The sequence below is a fragment of the Haemophilus haemolyticus genome (genome assembly GCF_003493685.1).
Classification (GTDB): Bacteria; Pseudomonadota; Gammaproteobacteria; order Enterobacterales; family Pasteurellaceae; genus Haemophilus; species Haemophilus haemolyticus_O.
The window spans coordinates 161,660-178,144 of the sequence record NZ_QQJW01000002.1; the positions used below are offsets into that span (position 1 = coordinate 161,660).

Sequence of the window (16,485 nt, forward strand, 5' to 3'; positions counted from 1 at the left end):
CAAGGTAATAAATTGTAAAAAATAATGCCAATTATGAATAAAGTGGTGGCAATGATTTATGGTTCAACCTATCGCTAGTGATATAGATCGTGCAGTCGGACAACGTATCCAGCAAAAACGAAAAGAATTGGGTTATACAGCAGAAAAATTGTCTGAATATGTAGATATTTCACAACCACAACTTTCTCGTTATGAACGTGGTACAAATAAGATCAATATGTCGCATTTGGTGGCGATAGCGACCTTTTTAAAAACACCAATCAGCTATTTTTTTGCGGATTGTATGGAATTGGCAGAATGGAATAATGACGAGTTAGACAGACACTGGCAGGAATTAACCACGCCCCAAAAAACGATTTTTGTCGCTTTTTTGAAAGAGTTGAAGAAAAGCTGATAAAAGCACCTTACTTTGTATAAAGGTAAGGTGATTTTATTATAGATAGACAAAACTTTTCGATAAAAGCCAGAAAGCCGATCTGCGGGCACGTATGGATTTTCTAAGCGTTTGAGTAATTTTTTCTTAAATTGGTTTTTATGGTATCGCCAAGTTTATTCCATTCTTTCTTTGCTTTTGGGCTAAATGTCTGTTTATAAGTCATTTATATCAACCTCAATAAAACAGCCCTCAGTTTTTCGTTCTTCTGCAATGCGTACAAGTTCTGCATCTTCGATTAATTCTTGCATATAAGCGAACATTTCAGGTGTAAGGCAATAAAATGCAGGTTGGTTACGATTTAGTATAGCTATTACGCCATTTTCACTTTCTCGCATTACGCCCATAGGGTTTCGTTTTAGATCGGTAATACTTGCAGCTTGTTCCGTTAGTATTTGATGAATCGCCATAATATCCTCTTCTTGTATCATTTTGTGTGAATCGTAACACTTTAAAAGATTCATAAACGCTTTCTTTGTCGTTTCGCTATTCTTATAACAGGCAGTTTTTTGGTTAAAATTAAACGATTTTAACTCACCTAAATTTGACCTAATTAAGCTAGGGAGTTAAAAACGGAAACAACGACAAATATAGACCAACGAAAGAAACAGATTAGATATAACTAAATAATTGTTTTTTTATGTTGTTTTTTGACAAGATAGGCGTTATTTGACAAGGCTCATGGCGGTGAGAAAGAACAATGACTTTTACCTCTTAAGCCTTGTGTAGTCTAAAATCTTGATATTTTGTATAGTCCGTTAGGGGGTTATACAGGGGGTTAAAAATAAATTTTTCTATGATTTGTCCTTGTTCAAGGTGCAATTATGAAAAAAAAGAGGTTTAACGGTCAATCTTTAATTCTCGTTTAATTTCGTTTTATGAGTCCATTTTTATAGCTTAATCTTCTTTAGTGTATTTTTGTTCACCGTAAAAATATCTTTCCTTATGTAACGCTGCGCGTTCACGAGTTTTTTCCCAAATCCTTTCTTCTTCCTTTCGTTTTATTGAATTTCTTTTGATGAAACCATAGACGAAAACAAATAATAAAATCACTGCATACCATAAAAATGGGTTATCAGCTATTGCGTAAATCATAACGAAAGGCAATGCAATGATAGATATCGTTAGAACAGCTATTAGTGGCCCAAATAAAACTAAAAGAATCAATTTTCCTGAAGAATTTATTTTGGCGCGGTTCCGATTAAACCACGGTTTGAATGGGGTCAGTATTGCAGCTAAAAATACCAACAATAGATAGATTACGATAAATGCTGGCAGAATGTTGATTAAATATGTGCCACCAATAAAAAGCCCTGCTATCAGTAAATAAATTGGTGCAGCAATTAGAAATAGGATCAAGGCAATCATTTCTTTCATCCATGGTTATTGTGTAATTTGATTCTAAGGTAAGCAGAAAAAAATAAAAGTAAAACGTATATTTTTATTTATGAAATTCTTAAAAACCGAGAAATTCTTTACTACTAGAAATACTGGATAGAATCCCTTCTTTGTTTTTCTTCGTAGGATTTTTTTGTTAGCTCTCTATTTTTCGGGGGAAAGTGGGAAAAGTGGGAAAAAGTTTGCAACTTATTGATAACAAAAATAAAAAAATCGGAAAATTTTCCCCCATTTTCCCCCTTTTTGGAAAAATTCCCCTTTTTTCATCCCATCCAATTTCAAGAAAGGGGGAAAAGTGGGAAGCGGGGGGAAAATTAAATACTATAAATAACAATATAATATATTGATTTAATTATAAAAATTATAAATTAATTATTGTATTTTCCCACTTTCCCACTTTTCCCCCGTTATTTTTGGTTTGTTCTAGAAAAAATCTAAAAGCTTAATAATCATTCAATATTATGTTAAATTAACCACTGTATAAAAAGGCGATTCAATCGAACCGCCTTTATTTATTCCTCCAATGGCAGGGTGATTTTTAACCCTCTTTTTGTTGGTGTTGTAATGTTTTTATCCTGCAAGGTTGGATAGGTTGATTCATTGCGCCATGTATCCTTATCTTTTCGTTCCGTTCTGATTAATCGCTTTTCTTTAAGCAAAGATTCAATAATTTTTTTCTCTGGAAAAGCCCCCATTTCTAAAAGTAGATTCCGTTTGTCTAATATTAGATAGGAATTTTCCCGAGTGTCTTCTTCAAAATAAAATCCTACAAATTTTTTGCTTACTGGCGTGTTTACAATCTGCTTATTTCTAACGTGATAAAGATCGCCTATATTCTGTTGGATGAATAGGTCCAGATTCTCGATAATCTGCATTTTTTCCTTATTTCCCCAGCCAAATTCATTTACCCATAATGTAAAGCAGTTGAAAATTGCCGTTTCTATTTCGTCATCATTTAAGCCTGTAATATGTTTTGAGCATTTCCCCACGGTTTCCAATAATGCAAAATTCTTCGCTACGCGCCCTATTTGGTTGAGTTCTTCATAGGCAATGTCTTTCGGTTTTGATGCAATCATTTTGTCAATAAATGCGCGCTCGTGCTTTTCCTTTTCTGTATTAAGTAGGGTTTTATTCTGAATAATAAAATCGATCCATTCCCTGCCCGCTACGCCGTAAAATTTGCCAGTATTGCCTTTGATAAAATCAACAAATGCTAATGATTTGTGATAAGGTGTAGGTAAATTAGGATCTAAGGCAAATTGATGAAAATTAGTTAGCCCTTCAAAGGGGATATTCAGCATCCTGACAAGTTCCCCTGCTTTTACTACGTTCCCTTTTTTCTCTTTGAAAATATCCTTTAACTGGTCTACTAGATTTTTTTCGCCGTTACTTAAGATCATTGTTTGCCAGTTTCGGATTCTTCGATTTTGTCCGTTATCGGCATTGCCGCGCATTTTCTCTACGCCTTGAAATAGCTCATAAGTAATGCCCACACCTAGATCGGGCGAAAGATTAGTTAATTCATCCATCACCAATAGGCAATCATTCCGTGCTATGGCTTCATTAATTAAGGCTGTTCGGGTTGCACTCCAAGAACGTTCTAAATCTTTTCCGTGGCCGTAAACGCTGTTGGCGATATGACTACAAACAGATTTGCCTTTTGAACTATCGCCATAAATATGAATGCCAAAGTGGGGCGCATTAACAATTTTCAGAACAGGTGCAGTTAAGGCAAAAAGCAACGAAAGAATGATTAAATCATTTCCCTTTGCATATTTCGCAACATTTTCGCGCCATTCTACCAATGTGCAAGATTGGTTAAATAAATCAGCGTTAATCGGTTGATTTCTTAAAAATAACGGTTGTTTGTTGTCCATTTCTCCGATTATTTCGCCGTTTGGGTAAATATACGCGCCATTTTTCCAACCTGAACTTGACACAATACGCCATTTAGTCGCGGTAATAGTTTTGGATGAAATATAGTTCGCTAAAAATGGATGGTATTTAGTGACATAATTTATCTCTAACCCTTTATTTCTTAAGTTTTTGAATGTTTCCGCACTTGCGATTTCCCCTTGTAAAATAGCCTCTGTGATTTCTTCTTGGTTGCCGTTAGATTTAAAGCAGAGCATTGAGTAGTGTAAGTTTCCTTCTTCAATTTCTACGCCTTGCCCAATAACATCAAATTTATCAGATAGCCAATGATAATTTATTCCCTTGTCGTTCTCATCAATCAAGAAAAGCCCTTTTTTAATACCATTATCCGCAAATTTAATTTCTGCAGGCTTGGCGGTTTTTATCATGATTGGGGTATCGTCATCTGCCTTTTCTTCTGCTTCTTTGGCATGCATAGCTTGTCTATTAGAAAGCTCTTCATCATTGCGTATTTTCTGTAAAAAATCAGGCGCGATATTTTGAGCAACAAGATTCTGATCAAATATTTTTATCATTCTGATTTGCGTTGTTTTTGCAAGATTGAGAAAAAGAGCACTTTTTTGCGCTTCAGTAACATCATCAAGGAAAATAATTGATAGATATTCTTGCTGTGTCGCTATCTCTATCTCTTGAATATTTGGATGCATTGATAAGTCTAAAATTAAAGGTGTTTCATCAATAGATTGTTGAATAAATTGGCAAAATAATCCCCATTCTTCACTATATACCCATTCTTTTTTATTGCTGCGATTTGGGTAATTTTTCCAGTAAAAATGCGCTTTATTGCCTACTATCAAAACGTCTTCAAGATTATTTTTACGGTTTACTTCATCAAAATTTTGTACTTTTGCCATATATCCCCCTATGCCTTATTCCGATTCTTAAAAAACTCGATAACCTCTGCCGCACGGTATTTTTTCGGAGCGCGTTTCTTCAGCGTGCCGACGCTTGCGGGAAAATTGGGATCAAGTGAAAGGGTTTGCATAAAATAGCCGTAAGAAATTTTGGCGTATTCTGCGACTTGTCGAGGTGTCCAAATTTCATTTGGATTATTCGCCTGTTCACTGCGTTCTAAACGGCTTAAACGTTCATCATAATTAGCTAAAATGCGTTTAAGGCTTTCTACTGTTAGCGGTTGTTCTTGCATACTGTTTTATTCCGTGGGTTAAATCGGGGCGTTTGCGCGCCCCTGTGTTTAAAAGTGCGGTGTATTTTTAGCGGGTTACAATCGCACTTTCTTTTTCTTCCAACGTAAGCAAAAAGCCACAACCTCCCCTGATACATAAAGATTTTTGCTTTTCCAACCTGTGCGCCCTTTTATATCAATGGGGGCGGGGAAATGTGGGCTTGCTACGATATTTTTGGCGGTGTGTTCGTAAGAAAACCCAAAATAATCGGCGATCTTTTGAATATCCCAAATTTCTCGACTGTGTTCGTTTATTTCGGGCTTGCTTAATAGTGCTTTGATTTCTTTTAGTTCATCTAAAATTTGTTGGGTTGTTACGCTTTCAGTGTTCATCATTTGCCTCCCTCTTGCGCTTTCATTTCTGCATATTTTTCTAAACATTGTTCTAATGGATAGCGTCCGTTATGTGAGTAAATATCGCATAATGCGTTATCTATCCAATAATCAACCTTTGTGCCCTTTAACTCTTTAAATAGCGCCAAATAACACGCACCATAAAAGGCCAATCGGTCAATAATAGAGTAATCGTCATATTCCAATTCTTTACATCGAGGAATATTAAAACGTGCACAAAGCTCTTCAATTAATACGAGAGAAGGGTTTTTCAGTTTTTTCTGGTCATTCTTCGAATAAATCAAAACGCCCTCTAATAATGATTGGTTTGAATCGTTATTCATCATTCGCCCCCTTCGTTGCTTTTGAATCGTTGTTCAAAGGTGCGAGAATGCACACGTTTTAGTGCGGTTTTCTCAACGGGGCCCCATTCTTGTTTATGAATTTTTACCGCCCAGACATTTGGATCTTTTTGCATTAAAAATCGAGCGGTGCGTTCTGCATCGTCGTATTCATAAAAGCGGCTGGTATAGTGTTTTTGACGATAAAAATCGAATGCGGTTAAAACGTAGATATCAAGCATAAATCCCCCCTTTCATCGCTAAAGTGCGGTTAAATTTCGGGTTGATTTTTGCAACGGTGACGAGGTGGCGAAAATCAGCGTTAAGGCTTAATCTTGCGCTTTCTTCGGTGTTGGCGTGAATAGTTTGAATGCACAAATTAAAGTGCGGGTGTGTGCGATTAACGCATAGAAATTTGTAGATCATTTCTGCGGTGTCCTTTGATAATTTTTGAGAAGCTACCGCAAAACTTTCGACGATTTGGCGGTAACACATAACGGGGTCGAAAACCGCTATCAAAGGAAAACGGCAAAGGTCAAAACCTTTCCCGTTATGCGCTACCATAGAGAATAGACTATCAGAAAATAGGCTATATTGAATAGGTGCGTAAACGCTACGAACAAAAAAAGCGCAAATTGGCGCGCTGTTCGCCTTTGATAATAAAACGGCTTTCGACGACCGTACCCTGCAATTTGCTAAGGCACATTCAATATAGTTTAATCTCGTTTTATCTGTCAAGCGTGAAATAAACAAAAAGCGGATATTTTTGTTCGTTTTGTAATAAGTGTTTGTTTTTCGAGTATAATATGCCCGTTTAGTTTTTTGGCTAAATTTCATAATAAATCTTTCGTTGTATGGTTTTTTTCCTAAGTCCCCGCGCCAACCAAGTCCAAGCCTCGCGGGGCTTTTTTTTGCCTTCAAGTCAGCGCACGCCTTAAAACAACTTGCCTTGCGCTTTATCTTGCCCTTTTAACTGTGCTAATCGTTCTTCATTCGTCATCGGCTTTATGCCCTTTTCCTGCAAGGTTTCTTTTTCGGTTTTCTCCCAGTTTTTCGCTTCGGGGCAATCCACATAAACCGCCCTTTTAATGTTGCTAATCTGCCCGACAAAATCGGCGTTTAATTGCCCACATGAAGGGCAATAAATCCGTGCTTTTGTAACGAGCAATGAAAGTTTTTCAGTGGTGCGAATGCCCGCACGTTGTCCGCAAAAAGGGCAATAAATCGTTAAACCTGCCATTTATTCCCCTATTAAATTAATTGCAGCTATTTGCTCTTGATTTGCGAGAAAACGCTCTACATCTTCTGCCTTGTAGCGCGCTAATCGCCCTAATTTAATTGGTTTCGGAAAGTGGCCAGCATTAACCTGATCCCATAACCACGCACGAGATACATCTAACATTTTGCAAATCGTAGCAGTTGAGTAGTAACGCACTTTGGCGTGTTCGAGTTTTTCCATAGTTGCCCCTGTTTGGTTGTAGAAATTGTCAAATAACGTGTCTTGAAATGTCTTGTTTGTCGGGGTGTATGGTAGGAAGGAAGAATGTAGATGAAAATGGAAATAAAAAAGGTAGAATCGAAAAAGTATTTTTCCATTCTACCTTATTGTTTATTATGAAATTTTTATTATAGGCTCTATGGTTTTTCCATTTTTACCTCTTTGAGGGTGTGGGCTTTTTCCATTTTCTCTTAGCTTGTTTACATAGTGCCGTTCGCTGTAAAACATTTTTCTATCTGTTACACCATAATCTGTCTTTATCTTCTGAATGACTGCGTTAACAATAGAATAAACCCCTGCATCTGGATATTTTTTAGCGGTTTCCATACAACTTTTTATAATTATTCTTTCATAAAATTTTTTCGATTCTTCTTGTGTTTGTTCGATTATTTTTTGTTCTTTTTCTATTATTTGGTCCGTTTTCTTTGTTTTTAGGGCTAACTGTCCTTCTCTAGTTGGATCTTTAAATTCATCCAGGTAACTTTCAATAGTTGATAAGCTACGAATTTTTTGGTTTTTTTGAGTAAACAATACTAAATCGTCATAAAGAATAAAAATAGATTGCTCGTTAATAAAAAGCTGGCGATCAAATTTTTTACCTACACCATTTATAACGATATTTAAACCATTAGTATTTTCTATGGTTCTTGAAAACCTGAGAATAATGTCATTACAATTAATTTGTAAGTTATCTTCATCTAGCATTAAGTGTTCAAAATCCAGAAAATCAATAACAAAAAATCCTTTTGCTTCCTCTATATTTGTAATAATAAATAATTCTTTATCATTGACTATTGCCTTTTTCATTCTTTCTTTAGGCCCAAATGGAAGTGAATTATAGAAAGACGGAGTAGAATCTTCGTAATCATCATATTCGTAATCTTCATCTTCGTAATCATCATACTCGTAATCCTCATTTTCATAATCATTCCATGAGCCACTGAATATATGTTTAAACTTATCCTTAATTGTTAATCTAGATTGTTCGAAATGATAATTCTCTCTGAATGAATTCCAAGAAAATCCTCTAAATTCAATAATAAAAAGCTTATTTATCATTGAATTCATGTCCATTCCTTTTATATTGAATTTATAATCATCAAATTCTGTTTTATAAAAATCTATATAGATAGCTAATTCTAAATATCCTTGACTAGCATAATGCAGAATATCCTGCTTTGTTACATATTCCCCAGAATCCTTACTTAATTTATCCGCTGCCTGTTGCAGGCTATACCATTTTCTAGGGGGTAATATTGGTTTATTTGTATCCATAATTTTTCTTATCCTAAGTAAAAATAAAGCCCAGTTTAGTGGGCTTTGTCATATCTTGCTTTATAGTTCTAATTGTTCAGGCTTGCATTGATAGATTTTTGCTAATTTTTCACGGGTCTTTTTCTGCGGTTTGCTTTCTTTGCGTTCCGCTTGAGAAATTGCGGATTGCGTTAACCCAGTGTGTTTTGCTACTTCAGCTTGTGAAAGACTGCGATAAATGCGCCATGCAGCCAATAAACTAACATCCTGTTCAAACATGATATTGACTACATCATTTGGGATTAATTCATTGCCATCTTCGCTTGCTTCTACAGGGATATTTTCCCATTCTTCCGCATTTTCATCATCAAAAGGGCTTGCCTTCATAATTAAGTCTTCATACTCTGCGATAGGCAAAATAACAAATTCAGGCTGCCCTTGTGAATTATTTATATATCTGTGATTTAAGTTCATTTTGCTTTCTCCTAACTATAAGTGCGTTCACTACGGCGTTTAATCGCTTGAATGTTGATAATTTTGGGTTGACCGTTGATCACTTCAAAAATTATGCGGTAGTTACCTACGCGCAACCGCCATTTTCCCTCTTCACCTTTTAGTTTCTTTGTGTCTAGTGCTTCACTAGGGAATTCGCTTAAGGCATTTGCTTTTTCCCTTATTGCTTTTTGGTAACGCCCATCTATTTTCAAGAGTTGCCGTAACGCGTCTTTTGTCCAGTTTACGATATTCATCGAGATTCTTTGAGTGTATATCATTAATTAGATTATAAGTTAATAATCTATCTTTGCAATAAGAAAATTAGATTTTATTATAAAGATAAAGCCCCTTTCGGGGCTTGATTAGTAGCGATTGCGTTCGAGTTTTTTGCATCGCTTGATATATTCGGTTGTGAGGTCTATGGCTTCGCGTTCAGTAAGCGCGCCAATGTTGCAAAGGTACGCCATAAATTCCGCCTTTATAATATCGCCCCCACGGTCTGAAAATGAATCCAGCTGCCTGAATATATCTTCTTTTCTCATTTTGTTATTTACGTGAGTTTGTCGCATTGCTCCCCCTATTCAAACGTAAAACAAGCGGACGCGGTGGCTTTATTGTTGAAAGTGCGGTTGTTTTCTAGCGCACTTTGTTCAAGCTGCCCCCATAATTCACGCATAAATCGAGGCTTTTCATTCGCCTGTATGATTCCACGTGAAATATAATCCTGCACGCTGTAATTGATAAATAAATGCACGGCTTCAAGCAATTTACTAGCGCATTCTTCGGGGGTTATCTGGTCCATTATTGCACCTCATCAATGCCTTCAATTAGCACCGCATGGCGGTGATTTTCTAGTAAGTAATCAAGCATCACAGAAAAATAAATTTGCACGTTATTTTGTCGCGGTTCTTGTTTGAAGAACAAGCGTGCGCTGTTCTGTTTGAAGTAAATCGCAAGGTTAGAAAGCGTTGTAATTAAAATGCAGTTAGCAGGAAAGAAAGGCACATTAATCGCACGCAACCCGCCAATGAGATTCTGCGCAGTAAGTAATACGCCATTTGGTGAATTGAGTTGCTTCGCATCAAGGTTTATCTGTGCATTGCTTAAAACATGACGCCCACAAATTGCGATAAGTTCGCCGCTTTCGCGTAGTCTTGCTGGTAATTTCTCAAGGGCTTTTTTGATAAGTTGTGTGTGAGTTTGTCCCGCTAATGTAGCTGCGTTGATAAATTGGTCTTTTTCCTTCAGTTGAGCGTGCCAACCTTTAGCAACATCTTCGCCTAATGGATTCGTTTCGGGGTTAGAATCAAGTGCGCGGTGCTGGCCGTGAAAACCAATCATCGTTAGATTTTTTGCCAGCTCCCCGCCTAGGCGTGCATTCAATTCTTTTTCAAAATTTACGGCAGTAAACTTATCCAATTCACTATGAGGAATACATACATCTAAATTGACTTGCGCACACTCAAAAGGCGTAGTGGATTGAATAAAATTACGCGGTGTGCGGTCGTGTTTGTCTGTATCGGTGTTGCTTGCGATAGGTAATGAAAATTCATGGGCGGTATTATTGATTTCTTGCGCAAATTTTGTCGTGATTAAACCTAAAAATGCATGATTTTTTACGCCTTGAGTAATAATTTTTTCTACTTTGACATAGTCATTCATATAATCGCTTGAGCCAGTGTTTTTACCGTCTAAGTCGTTTTTATATTCAGTGAATTTTTGTTGGGTTAATTTTTCCATTTTAGTGTTCCTTACATATTGTCTAATAAACGTTTAAAGCCCGTTTTCTCTTGCGGTGCAAATGTTTCAGCGTGTAATTGGGTTGGGGTTTTCGGTTGCCAATCTGAGGCAAGTGCAAGCGGTGGCAAGCCTGTTCCTTGAGGTAAATGCAGTTCAACTTGGAATTTTTTCTCGAGGATGTCATTGAATTCATCGTGACCGTCTCTGCCTGTATATTCGTTATAGTCACAGGAATAAACAAACATCCCTTTAAATAACGCAATTTGGGCTTTATTCGCTTCAATAAATTCATCCATTAAGGCGGTGGCTGCAAAGCGATAAAGTGCTTTTCTTGCCGCTAAAAATGCGTTTTTCTCATCGTAAACGGCTTCACGCTTCTTATAGAGTTTTGGCTGTAATTCTTCGCCTACGGCATTAAAGAAATCAATGCGCGCGGTGTATTCGGCTTTTAGCTTTTGTGTTTCTGCGTAGTCATCTAGGCTTAATTCGCTTTCTTGGTCGAATTTCGCTTTGATTTTGCTTATTTCAGTTTCAAATTCGTTACGCACGGCGGCAAGTGTTGCGGCATTTTTGGCTTGCTTGCCTTCAAGTGCCTTCAATTCTTCATCGAGAGCAATTAGGTTCGCTTTCTTTGCATTCAATGCATCTAAAAGTGCGGTGAATTTGGTTTGGTTTTCTGGGTTTTTTAGTTTGATTGGTGTCATTGGTGATCTTCCTGTTTTCGTTTGTCATTGCGTTGATTAATTCGCTCATTCATCCATTGTCTTACTTCGCTTTCAATCCATGCGCGCTTATTGCTGCCAAGATTTACCGCCTCTGGAAAGCGTTTCAATCTTGCGTATTCATAGATAGTCGAGCGTGAAAGACCGGTTAAATGAACAACCTCATCAATACGTAAAAAACGGTCATTGGGTTGCGGTTCATTTTGCATATTGTCGCCCTTAAAATTTCGTTATCGACTGTGTCCAAGCGTTACATTTGGAACGGCTTTTATATTAGATAAATGCTGTTTTTGATGCATTCGCTTCACGGTGTGAAGTTAGCTACGACAAAATGGCGGGTGATTTAGCCGTTATTTTTTTAATAAGGCGGGGGAAATTAGAGAAACTGTCCAATTTTTTAAGGCGAAAAATGAGCAAAATAAGGTTTTTTATGCCTAAATCTAGCGTTTTTCTGCGTTGGTTTGCGTTTAAGTTTTCATATTAAAAAAATAAAAGTGCGTCAATACTGGCAAGGGGTAAGCCGCTTTCAAAATTTGCATTGAAATCGACCTATTTAATGCGCGGGCGTGGCGAGGGTTTGACTGCGTTTTATCGCAAAAGAAAAATCGATTAAAAACAGTGGGAATTTAGGTTTTTTAGTATTGTAGGGCTTGCGATTTTGATATAATAACCCCATGGAAAACCAGTAATAGCAAGGCTTGGTAATGATTAAGCGAGCGTTTATTTTCTCTCTTGCAATGGCTATCTTCTTGTGCTCGATGAATACCGCTATTGCCGCACAACAAAAAAAGAAATCCAGCGGAATAATTAAAAAAGCCGTGGCTGCTTATGTTGTCTATCGAGTAGTTAAACATTACAAAGACAAGGAAGAAGAACAAAAGGCGAAAGCGGTAAAAGATAGATACATTGAGCCTTATTATGATGAAGATTGTTTAGATGAAGATGAATGCGAGGAAGAATAAAGGGCGGAATATCCGCCCCATAATACTAACTCATCCGCAAGGCTTGAACCTTGCACTGCTCAACATAATCTCCCCACGTCTGCATAATCTCTTGTCTAGAACGCCACTTCTGCGATTTATCGTAGGCTTTGCGCACTTTCCCCCTATTTTCGTGAGATAGGCATAACTCGATTGCTTCAGAAGAAAAGCGATCTAATTCGTGTAAATACGTGCTGGCGATACTGCGTAAGCCGTGCGCAACTAACAACCCCTTAAATCCCATACGCTTTAAAGCAACATTTGCCGCACCGCTATTCATCGGGCGATTATAAGGCGCAATGCGTGAACAAAACACATATTTACGGTTGCCAGTATAACGGCGCATTTGCTCTAATATATTGAGGGCTTGCCGTGAAAGTGGAACACTATGAGAACGCTTACCGCCTTTCATTCGTTCAGCGGGGATATGTAGGGCTTTCGCATTCCAATCAATATCTGCCCATTCAATACTAACTGCTTCCGAACTACGCAAAATACTTAATAATTGCCATTTGATTAAAAGCTCGGTTGGTTTTTCTAAATTTGCCCCTTGCATCACTTCAAACAAGCGGGGTAATTCTTCTGGTGCAAGTGTCGGATGATTTTTAGTTTCCACATAAGTAAACTCATCATGAATTTTTCTAAACGGATTCTTAACAATTAAATCTTCATCCTCTGCCATTCTGAAAATCTGATTTATTGCAATGTTTATCTTATAAAGCGTATTTGAGTTTTTAAGCGGCAATAATACGGGTTCAAAGGTTTTATAACTCGCTTGCTCAATAGGTAAGTCTGCTATTTTGGGGAATAAATGCAATTCCACACGGCGGAAAGCATCATTGACTGTTTCGGGTTTAAGTTTTCCCAATTTTAAACGCTTATCACGCCATCTAATTGCCATTTCAGAAAAAGTAATTTTCTTTTCTTCAACTGGGTTAAGCAAAGATTGGCGATAAACTTGAGGATCAATATGGCGAAGGACTAAACCTCTATATTCTTGAGCCATTTCGCGAGCATGAACTAATGAAAGGGCGGGATATTCGCCTAAACTCATTTTTCTTTTTCTATTATCGAATTTATAGAAAAAATACCAAATCTTAGAGCCGCTAGAATTAATTTTGATTCCTAGCCCTGATTCTTTCCCGTCATGTTTTGTATATTCTTTTTCCTGTGCTTTAAATGATAGGATCTTTGAGTCTGTAAGAGGTTTGATTATTTTCATAATGAAATGCCTTTGTATGATTAAAAACTAAACGTTTTAACCCCCACCTAAGATCCCCAAAATTAACAGGGGGTTAAATAGGGGGTTAAAAACGGAAACAAAGACAAACATAGACCAACGAAAGAAACACATTAAATATAACTAAATCATTGTTTTTACGTTGTTTTTTGACAAGATAGACGTTATTTGACAAGGTTCGTGGCGGTGAGAAAGGGATTCGAACCCTTGATGCAGTTTCCCACATACACGCTTTCCAGGCGTGCTCCTTCAACCACTCGGACATCTCACCGTAAAAGGTGCGCAAACTATAAAGATTTGCTCCAGTTTAGTCAAGTTTTTTGCGCTAGAACATAAAAAACTTTTAAAAGTTTCGCTAGAATAACCGCACTTTATTTATCGTTTGTAGTCTTTTTATGCATATTAAAGCGTTATTTTCTAAAAATGTTTTTTTAGCCGTAAAACCCTTTAGCGCGCTGAAAGATTCCTTTCGTTTAGGTTATTCGAAAAAATCGCTAATTCGCGACATTATTTCAGGGTTGACCGTCGGTGTGATTGCGATTCCGCTTTCCATGGCTTTGGCGATTGCGAGTGGTGTACCGCCACAACATGGTCTTTATACGGCAATTATTGCGGGTATCGTTATCGCGCTGACTGGTGGTTCTCGCTTTAATATATCTGGGCCTACAGCCGCTTTTGTTGTGATTCTTTACCCTGTTACCCAACAATTTGGGCTAAGTGGTCTTTTGATGGCAACGTTGCTTTCTGGGATGATTTTGGTGTTGATGGCGTTATTTCGCCTAGGGCGTTTAATTGAATATATTCCGTTGCCCGTCACCTTAGGTTTTACTTGTGGTATTGGCATTACTATTGGTACTTTGCAGATTAAGGATTTTTTTGGGCTTTCCATAGAAAAAATGCCGGCGCATTATCTCGCAAAAATCCAAACAATTTTTACCGCACTTCCTACGATAAATTGGGCGAATGCAGTGGTTGGTGTTGTAACCCTATTAGTCCTAACTCAATGGCATAAATTGCGTTTGGCAGTGCCAGGACATCTACCTGCCGTAATTATTGGTACAATTTTAGCTTTAGTATTACAGCATTTTGGTTTTCAGGTGGCGACGATTGGATCTGCATTCCAATATACTTTGCCTGATGGTTCCATTGGTCATGGAATTCCTAATGTATTGCCAGATTTTTCTCTGCCGTGGAATATTCCTGATGCGCAAGGTCAATTAATTCATTGGGATTTTAATAGCTTACAAGCGTTATTACCTGCTGCTTTTTCAATGGCGGTATTGGGCGCAATCGAATCACTTCTTTGTGCCGTGATTTTAGATAATATGACAGATACTAAACATCATTCTAATAACGAGTTATTAGCACAAGGCTTGGGGAATATCATTTCTCCGTTTTTTGGTGGGATTACGGCAACAGCTGCGATTGCTCGTTCTGCGGCTAATGTGAAATCAGGGGCGGTATCGCCAATATCGAGTGTCGTGCACGCAATACTTGTTTTGTTCGCTTTACTTTTGTTTTCGCAAGCCCTTTCTTATTTGCCTTTGTCATCTATGGCTGCTTTGTTGTTGGTGGTGGCGTGGAATATGGCAAGTGTGCACGATATTATTCACCTTGCTCGCCGTTCAGGCAAAAATGAAATGGCAGTGTTGCTGACTTGTCTTATTTTGACCATATTATTTGATATGGTGATTGCGATTAGTGTGGGGGTGTTGCTTGCGAGTCTCTTGTTTATTCGGACGATTGCTGAGATGACAAAAGCCATTGAACTCAATGCGCCTGAAGATTTAGATGACGTTTTGGTTTACCGAATTAGCGGTCCACTTTTCTTTGCTGCTGCGGATAAATTATTTGCGGATTTGCATGATAGAACGGTTCATACCGATCACGAAATCCGACATATTGTGCTGCAATGTGATGCAGTGACAGTGCTTGATGCTGGTGGCATTCATGCGCTTACCCGATTTGTTCAACACATGTTGCCGCATCAACAACTTTACTTGTGCAATATGCAATTCCAGCCGTTGAGAATGTTAGTTAAATCTAATTCTTCACCAGAAATTCAAAAGATTAATTTTGCGGCAGATTTAAACGAAACTTTCCATAAAATTCGTGACTTTGAAAAAACTACCCAATAATGAAAACTAAAGCGTGCTAGAATAGTGCGCTTTTTTATTACATCGTTCGAAACCATATCAAGGAATAATTATGCGTCCAAATAATCGAGAAAATAATCAACCCCGCCAAATTAAAATTACCCGTAACTACACCAAGCATGCTGAAGGTTCTGTGTTTGTTGAATTTGGTGATACCAAAGTGCTTTGTACTGCAACCGTGGAAGATGCGGTGCCACGTTTCTTAAAAGGACAAGGGCAAGGCTGGGTCACGGCTGAATACGGAATGTTGCCACGTTCAACACATAGTCGTATGCAACGTGAAGCGGCTAAAGGTAAACAAGGCGGACGCACAATGGAAATTCAACGCTTAATTGCCCGCTCTTTGCGCGCGATGGTGGATCTCAAAGCACTTGGTGAACGTGCGATTACTTTAGATTGTGATGTTATTCAAGCGGATGGCGGCACACGTACTGCATCCATTACTGGTGCAGCAGTCGCATTATGTGATGCGATTAACGGTTTAATTGAGAATGGCACGTTAAAAACTAACCCAATTAAAGGTTTAGTTTCGGCAATTTCCGTAGGGATTGTTGAGGGGCAAGCTGTTTGTGATTTGGAATATGTGGAAGATTCTGCAGCGGAAACCGATATGAATGTTGTGATGATGGAAGATGGTCGAATGATTGAGGTGCAAGGCACTGCAGAAGGCGAGCCATTTAGCCATGAAGAATTATTAACATTATTAGATTTAGCGAAACAAGGCTGTAATCAAATTTTCATCGCTCAACGCGAAGCGATAGGCTTATAAACACA

At 37.8% G+C, this 16,485-nt stretch carries 23 protein-coding genes and 1 tRNA gene; 4 read left to right on the forward strand and 20 right to left on the reverse strand.

Annotated features, from left to right (window positions below):
• The first annotated feature begins 58 nt into the window (after positions 1 to 58).
• The gene (locus DV434_RS03055) at positions 59 to 394 is read left to right on the forward strand and encodes a helix-turn-helix domain-containing protein (protein ID WP_046939427.1); all 336 of its coding nucleotides are present in this window, start codon (positions 59 to 61) and stop codon (positions 392 to 394) included.
• 194 nt (positions 395 to 588) lie between these two features.
• On the opposite strand, the gene DV434_RS03065 is transcribed toward DV434_RS03055, so the two are convergent.
• The 18 genes from DV434_RS03065 to DV434_RS03155 form a co-directional block, all read right to left on the reverse strand.
• A complete protein-coding gene (locus tag DV434_RS03065) occupies positions 589 to 843 on the reverse strand; it encodes a type II toxin-antitoxin system Phd/YefM family antitoxin (protein ID WP_118785301.1) in 255 nt (84 codons plus the stop codon).
• A gap of 487 nt (positions 844 to 1,330) precedes the next feature.
• The gene (locus DV434_RS03070; protein WP_153065688.1) at positions 1,331 to 1,810 is read right to left on the reverse strand and encodes a hypothetical protein; all 480 of its coding nucleotides are present in this window, start codon (positions 1,808 to 1,810) and stop codon (positions 1,331 to 1,333) included.
• 533 nt (positions 1,811 to 2,343) lie between these two features.
• Positions 2,344 to 4,620 carry a DUF927 domain-containing protein gene (locus tag DV434_RS03080; RefSeq protein ID WP_118785280.1) on the reverse strand — a complete coding sequence of 759 codons (2,277 nt, stop codon included), beginning with the start codon at positions 4,618 to 4,620 and terminating at the stop codon, positions 2,344 to 2,346.
• 8 nt (positions 4,621 to 4,628) lie between these two features.
• Complete coding sequence (locus tag DV434_RS03085) at positions 4,629 to 4,913, reverse strand: hypothetical protein (protein WP_118785281.1); 285 nt, start codon at positions 4,911 to 4,913, stop codon at positions 4,629 to 4,631.
• 75 nt (positions 4,914 to 4,988) lie between these two features.
• Positions 4,989 to 5,288 carry a hypothetical protein gene (locus DV434_RS03090; protein WP_239992752.1) on the reverse strand — a complete coding sequence of 100 codons (300 nt, stop codon included), beginning with the start codon at positions 5,286 to 5,288 and terminating at the stop codon, positions 4,989 to 4,991.
• Positions 5,285 to 5,632, reverse strand: a complete 348-nt coding sequence (locus DV434_RS03095; protein ID WP_118785282.1) for a hypothetical protein — start codon at positions 5,630 to 5,632, stop codon at positions 5,285 to 5,287. Before DV434_RS03095 ends, DV434_RS03090 begins: the two co-directional genes overlap by 4 nt.
• Positions 5,629 to 5,868, reverse strand: coding sequence for a hypothetical protein (locus DV434_RS03100; RefSeq protein ID WP_118785283.1), 240 nt, complete (start codon positions 5,866 to 5,868; stop codon positions 5,629 to 5,631). The genes DV434_RS03095 and DV434_RS03100 overlap by 4 nt, the downstream gene beginning before the upstream one ends.
• On the reverse strand, positions 5,861 to 6,052 hold the full coding sequence (locus DV434_RS10945) for a host cell division inhibitor Icd-like protein (protein ID WP_238144050.1): 192 nt from the start codon (positions 6,050 to 6,052) through the stop codon (positions 5,861 to 5,863). The genes DV434_RS03100 and DV434_RS10945 overlap by 8 nt, the downstream gene beginning before the upstream one ends.
• A gap of 508 nt (positions 6,053 to 6,560) precedes the next feature.
• Positions 6,561 to 6,866, reverse strand: a complete 306-nt coding sequence (locus DV434_RS03110) for an Ogr/Delta-like zinc finger protein (protein ID WP_118785285.1) — start codon at positions 6,864 to 6,866, stop codon at positions 6,561 to 6,563.
• Positions 6,867 to 7,085 (reverse strand): helix-turn-helix transcriptional regulator, encoded by a 219-nt coding sequence (locus DV434_RS03115; protein WP_118785286.1) that lies wholly within the window; start codon positions 7,083 to 7,085, stop codon positions 6,867 to 6,869.
• Between the two features lie 153 nt (positions 7,086 to 7,238).
• Positions 7,239 to 8,399 (reverse strand): hypothetical protein, encoded by a 1,161-nt coding sequence (locus DV434_RS03120; RefSeq protein WP_118785287.1) that lies wholly within the window; start codon positions 8,397 to 8,399, stop codon positions 7,239 to 7,241.
• A 60-nt stretch (positions 8,400 to 8,459) separates the two neighbouring features.
• Positions 8,460 to 8,852 carry a helix-turn-helix domain-containing protein gene (locus DV434_RS03125; protein WP_118785288.1) on the reverse strand — a complete coding sequence of 131 codons (393 nt, stop codon included), beginning with the start codon at positions 8,850 to 8,852 and terminating at the stop codon, positions 8,460 to 8,462.
• Between the two features lie 11 nt (positions 8,853 to 8,863).
• Positions 8,864 to 9,127, reverse strand: a complete 264-nt coding sequence (locus DV434_RS03130) for a type II toxin-antitoxin system RelE family toxin (RefSeq protein ID WP_006995583.1) — start codon at positions 9,125 to 9,127, stop codon at positions 8,864 to 8,866.
• 108 nt (positions 9,128 to 9,235) lie between these two features.
• The gene (locus DV434_RS03135; protein WP_111407755.1) at positions 9,236 to 9,442 is read right to left on the reverse strand and encodes a hypothetical protein; all 207 of its coding nucleotides are present in this window, start codon (positions 9,440 to 9,442) and stop codon (positions 9,236 to 9,238) included.
• An 8-nt stretch (positions 9,443 to 9,450) separates the two neighbouring features.
• Positions 9,451 to 9,675, reverse strand: coding sequence for a hypothetical protein (locus DV434_RS03140; RefSeq protein ID WP_118785290.1), 225 nt, complete (start codon positions 9,673 to 9,675; stop codon positions 9,451 to 9,453).
• Positions 9,675 to 10,613 (reverse strand): P2 family phage major capsid protein, encoded by a 939-nt coding sequence (locus tag DV434_RS03145; protein ID WP_239992753.1) that lies wholly within the window; start codon positions 10,611 to 10,613, stop codon positions 9,675 to 9,677. The genes DV434_RS03140 and DV434_RS03145 overlap by 1 nt, the downstream gene beginning before the upstream one ends.
• Positions 10,614 to 10,624: 11 nt before the next feature.
• Positions 10,625 to 11,317, reverse strand: a complete 693-nt coding sequence (locus DV434_RS03150) for a hypothetical protein (RefSeq protein ID WP_111407753.1) — start codon at positions 11,315 to 11,317, stop codon at positions 10,625 to 10,627.
• A complete protein-coding gene (locus DV434_RS03155; RefSeq protein ID WP_118785291.1) occupies positions 11,314 to 11,544 on the reverse strand; it encodes a helix-turn-helix transcriptional regulator in 231 nt (76 codons plus the stop codon). Before DV434_RS03155 ends, DV434_RS03150 begins: the two co-directional genes overlap by 4 nt.
• A 495-nt stretch (positions 11,545 to 12,039) precedes the next feature.
• Here DV434_RS03155 and DV434_RS03160 point away from each other — a divergent pair, with 495 nt between their 5' ends.
• The gene (locus tag DV434_RS03160; protein ID WP_118785292.1) at positions 12,040 to 12,297 is read left to right on the forward strand and encodes a hypothetical protein; all 258 of its coding nucleotides are present in this window, start codon (positions 12,040 to 12,042) and stop codon (positions 12,295 to 12,297) included.
• Between the two features lie 25 nt (positions 12,298 to 12,322).
• Here the strand turns inward: DV434_RS03160 and DV434_RS03165 are convergent, their stop codons facing one another.
• Positions 12,323 to 13,537, reverse strand: a complete 1,215-nt coding sequence (locus DV434_RS03165; protein WP_118775651.1) for a tyrosine-type recombinase/integrase — start codon at positions 13,535 to 13,537, stop codon at positions 12,323 to 12,325.
• Between the two features lie 199 nt (positions 13,538 to 13,736).
• Positions 13,737 to 13,826, reverse strand: a tRNA-Ser gene (locus DV434_RS03170).
• 124 nt (positions 13,827 to 13,950) lie between these two features.
• Between DV434_RS03170 and dauA the strand changes: the two genes are divergently transcribed.
• Both dauA and rph read left to right on the forward strand, forming a co-directional pair.
• Positions 13,951 to 15,693 carry a C4-dicarboxylic acid transporter DauA gene (gene dauA / locus DV434_RS03175; protein WP_118785293.1) on the forward strand — a complete coding sequence of 581 codons (1,743 nt, stop codon included), beginning with the start codon at positions 13,951 to 13,953 and terminating at the stop codon, positions 15,691 to 15,693.
• A gap of 70 nt (positions 15,694 to 15,763) precedes the next feature.
• Entirely contained in the window at positions 15,764 to 16,480 is a 717-nt protein-coding gene (gene rph / locus DV434_RS03180; RefSeq protein ID WP_118785294.1) for a ribonuclease PH, read from the forward strand.
• Positions 16,481 to 16,485: the final 5 nt, after the last annotated feature.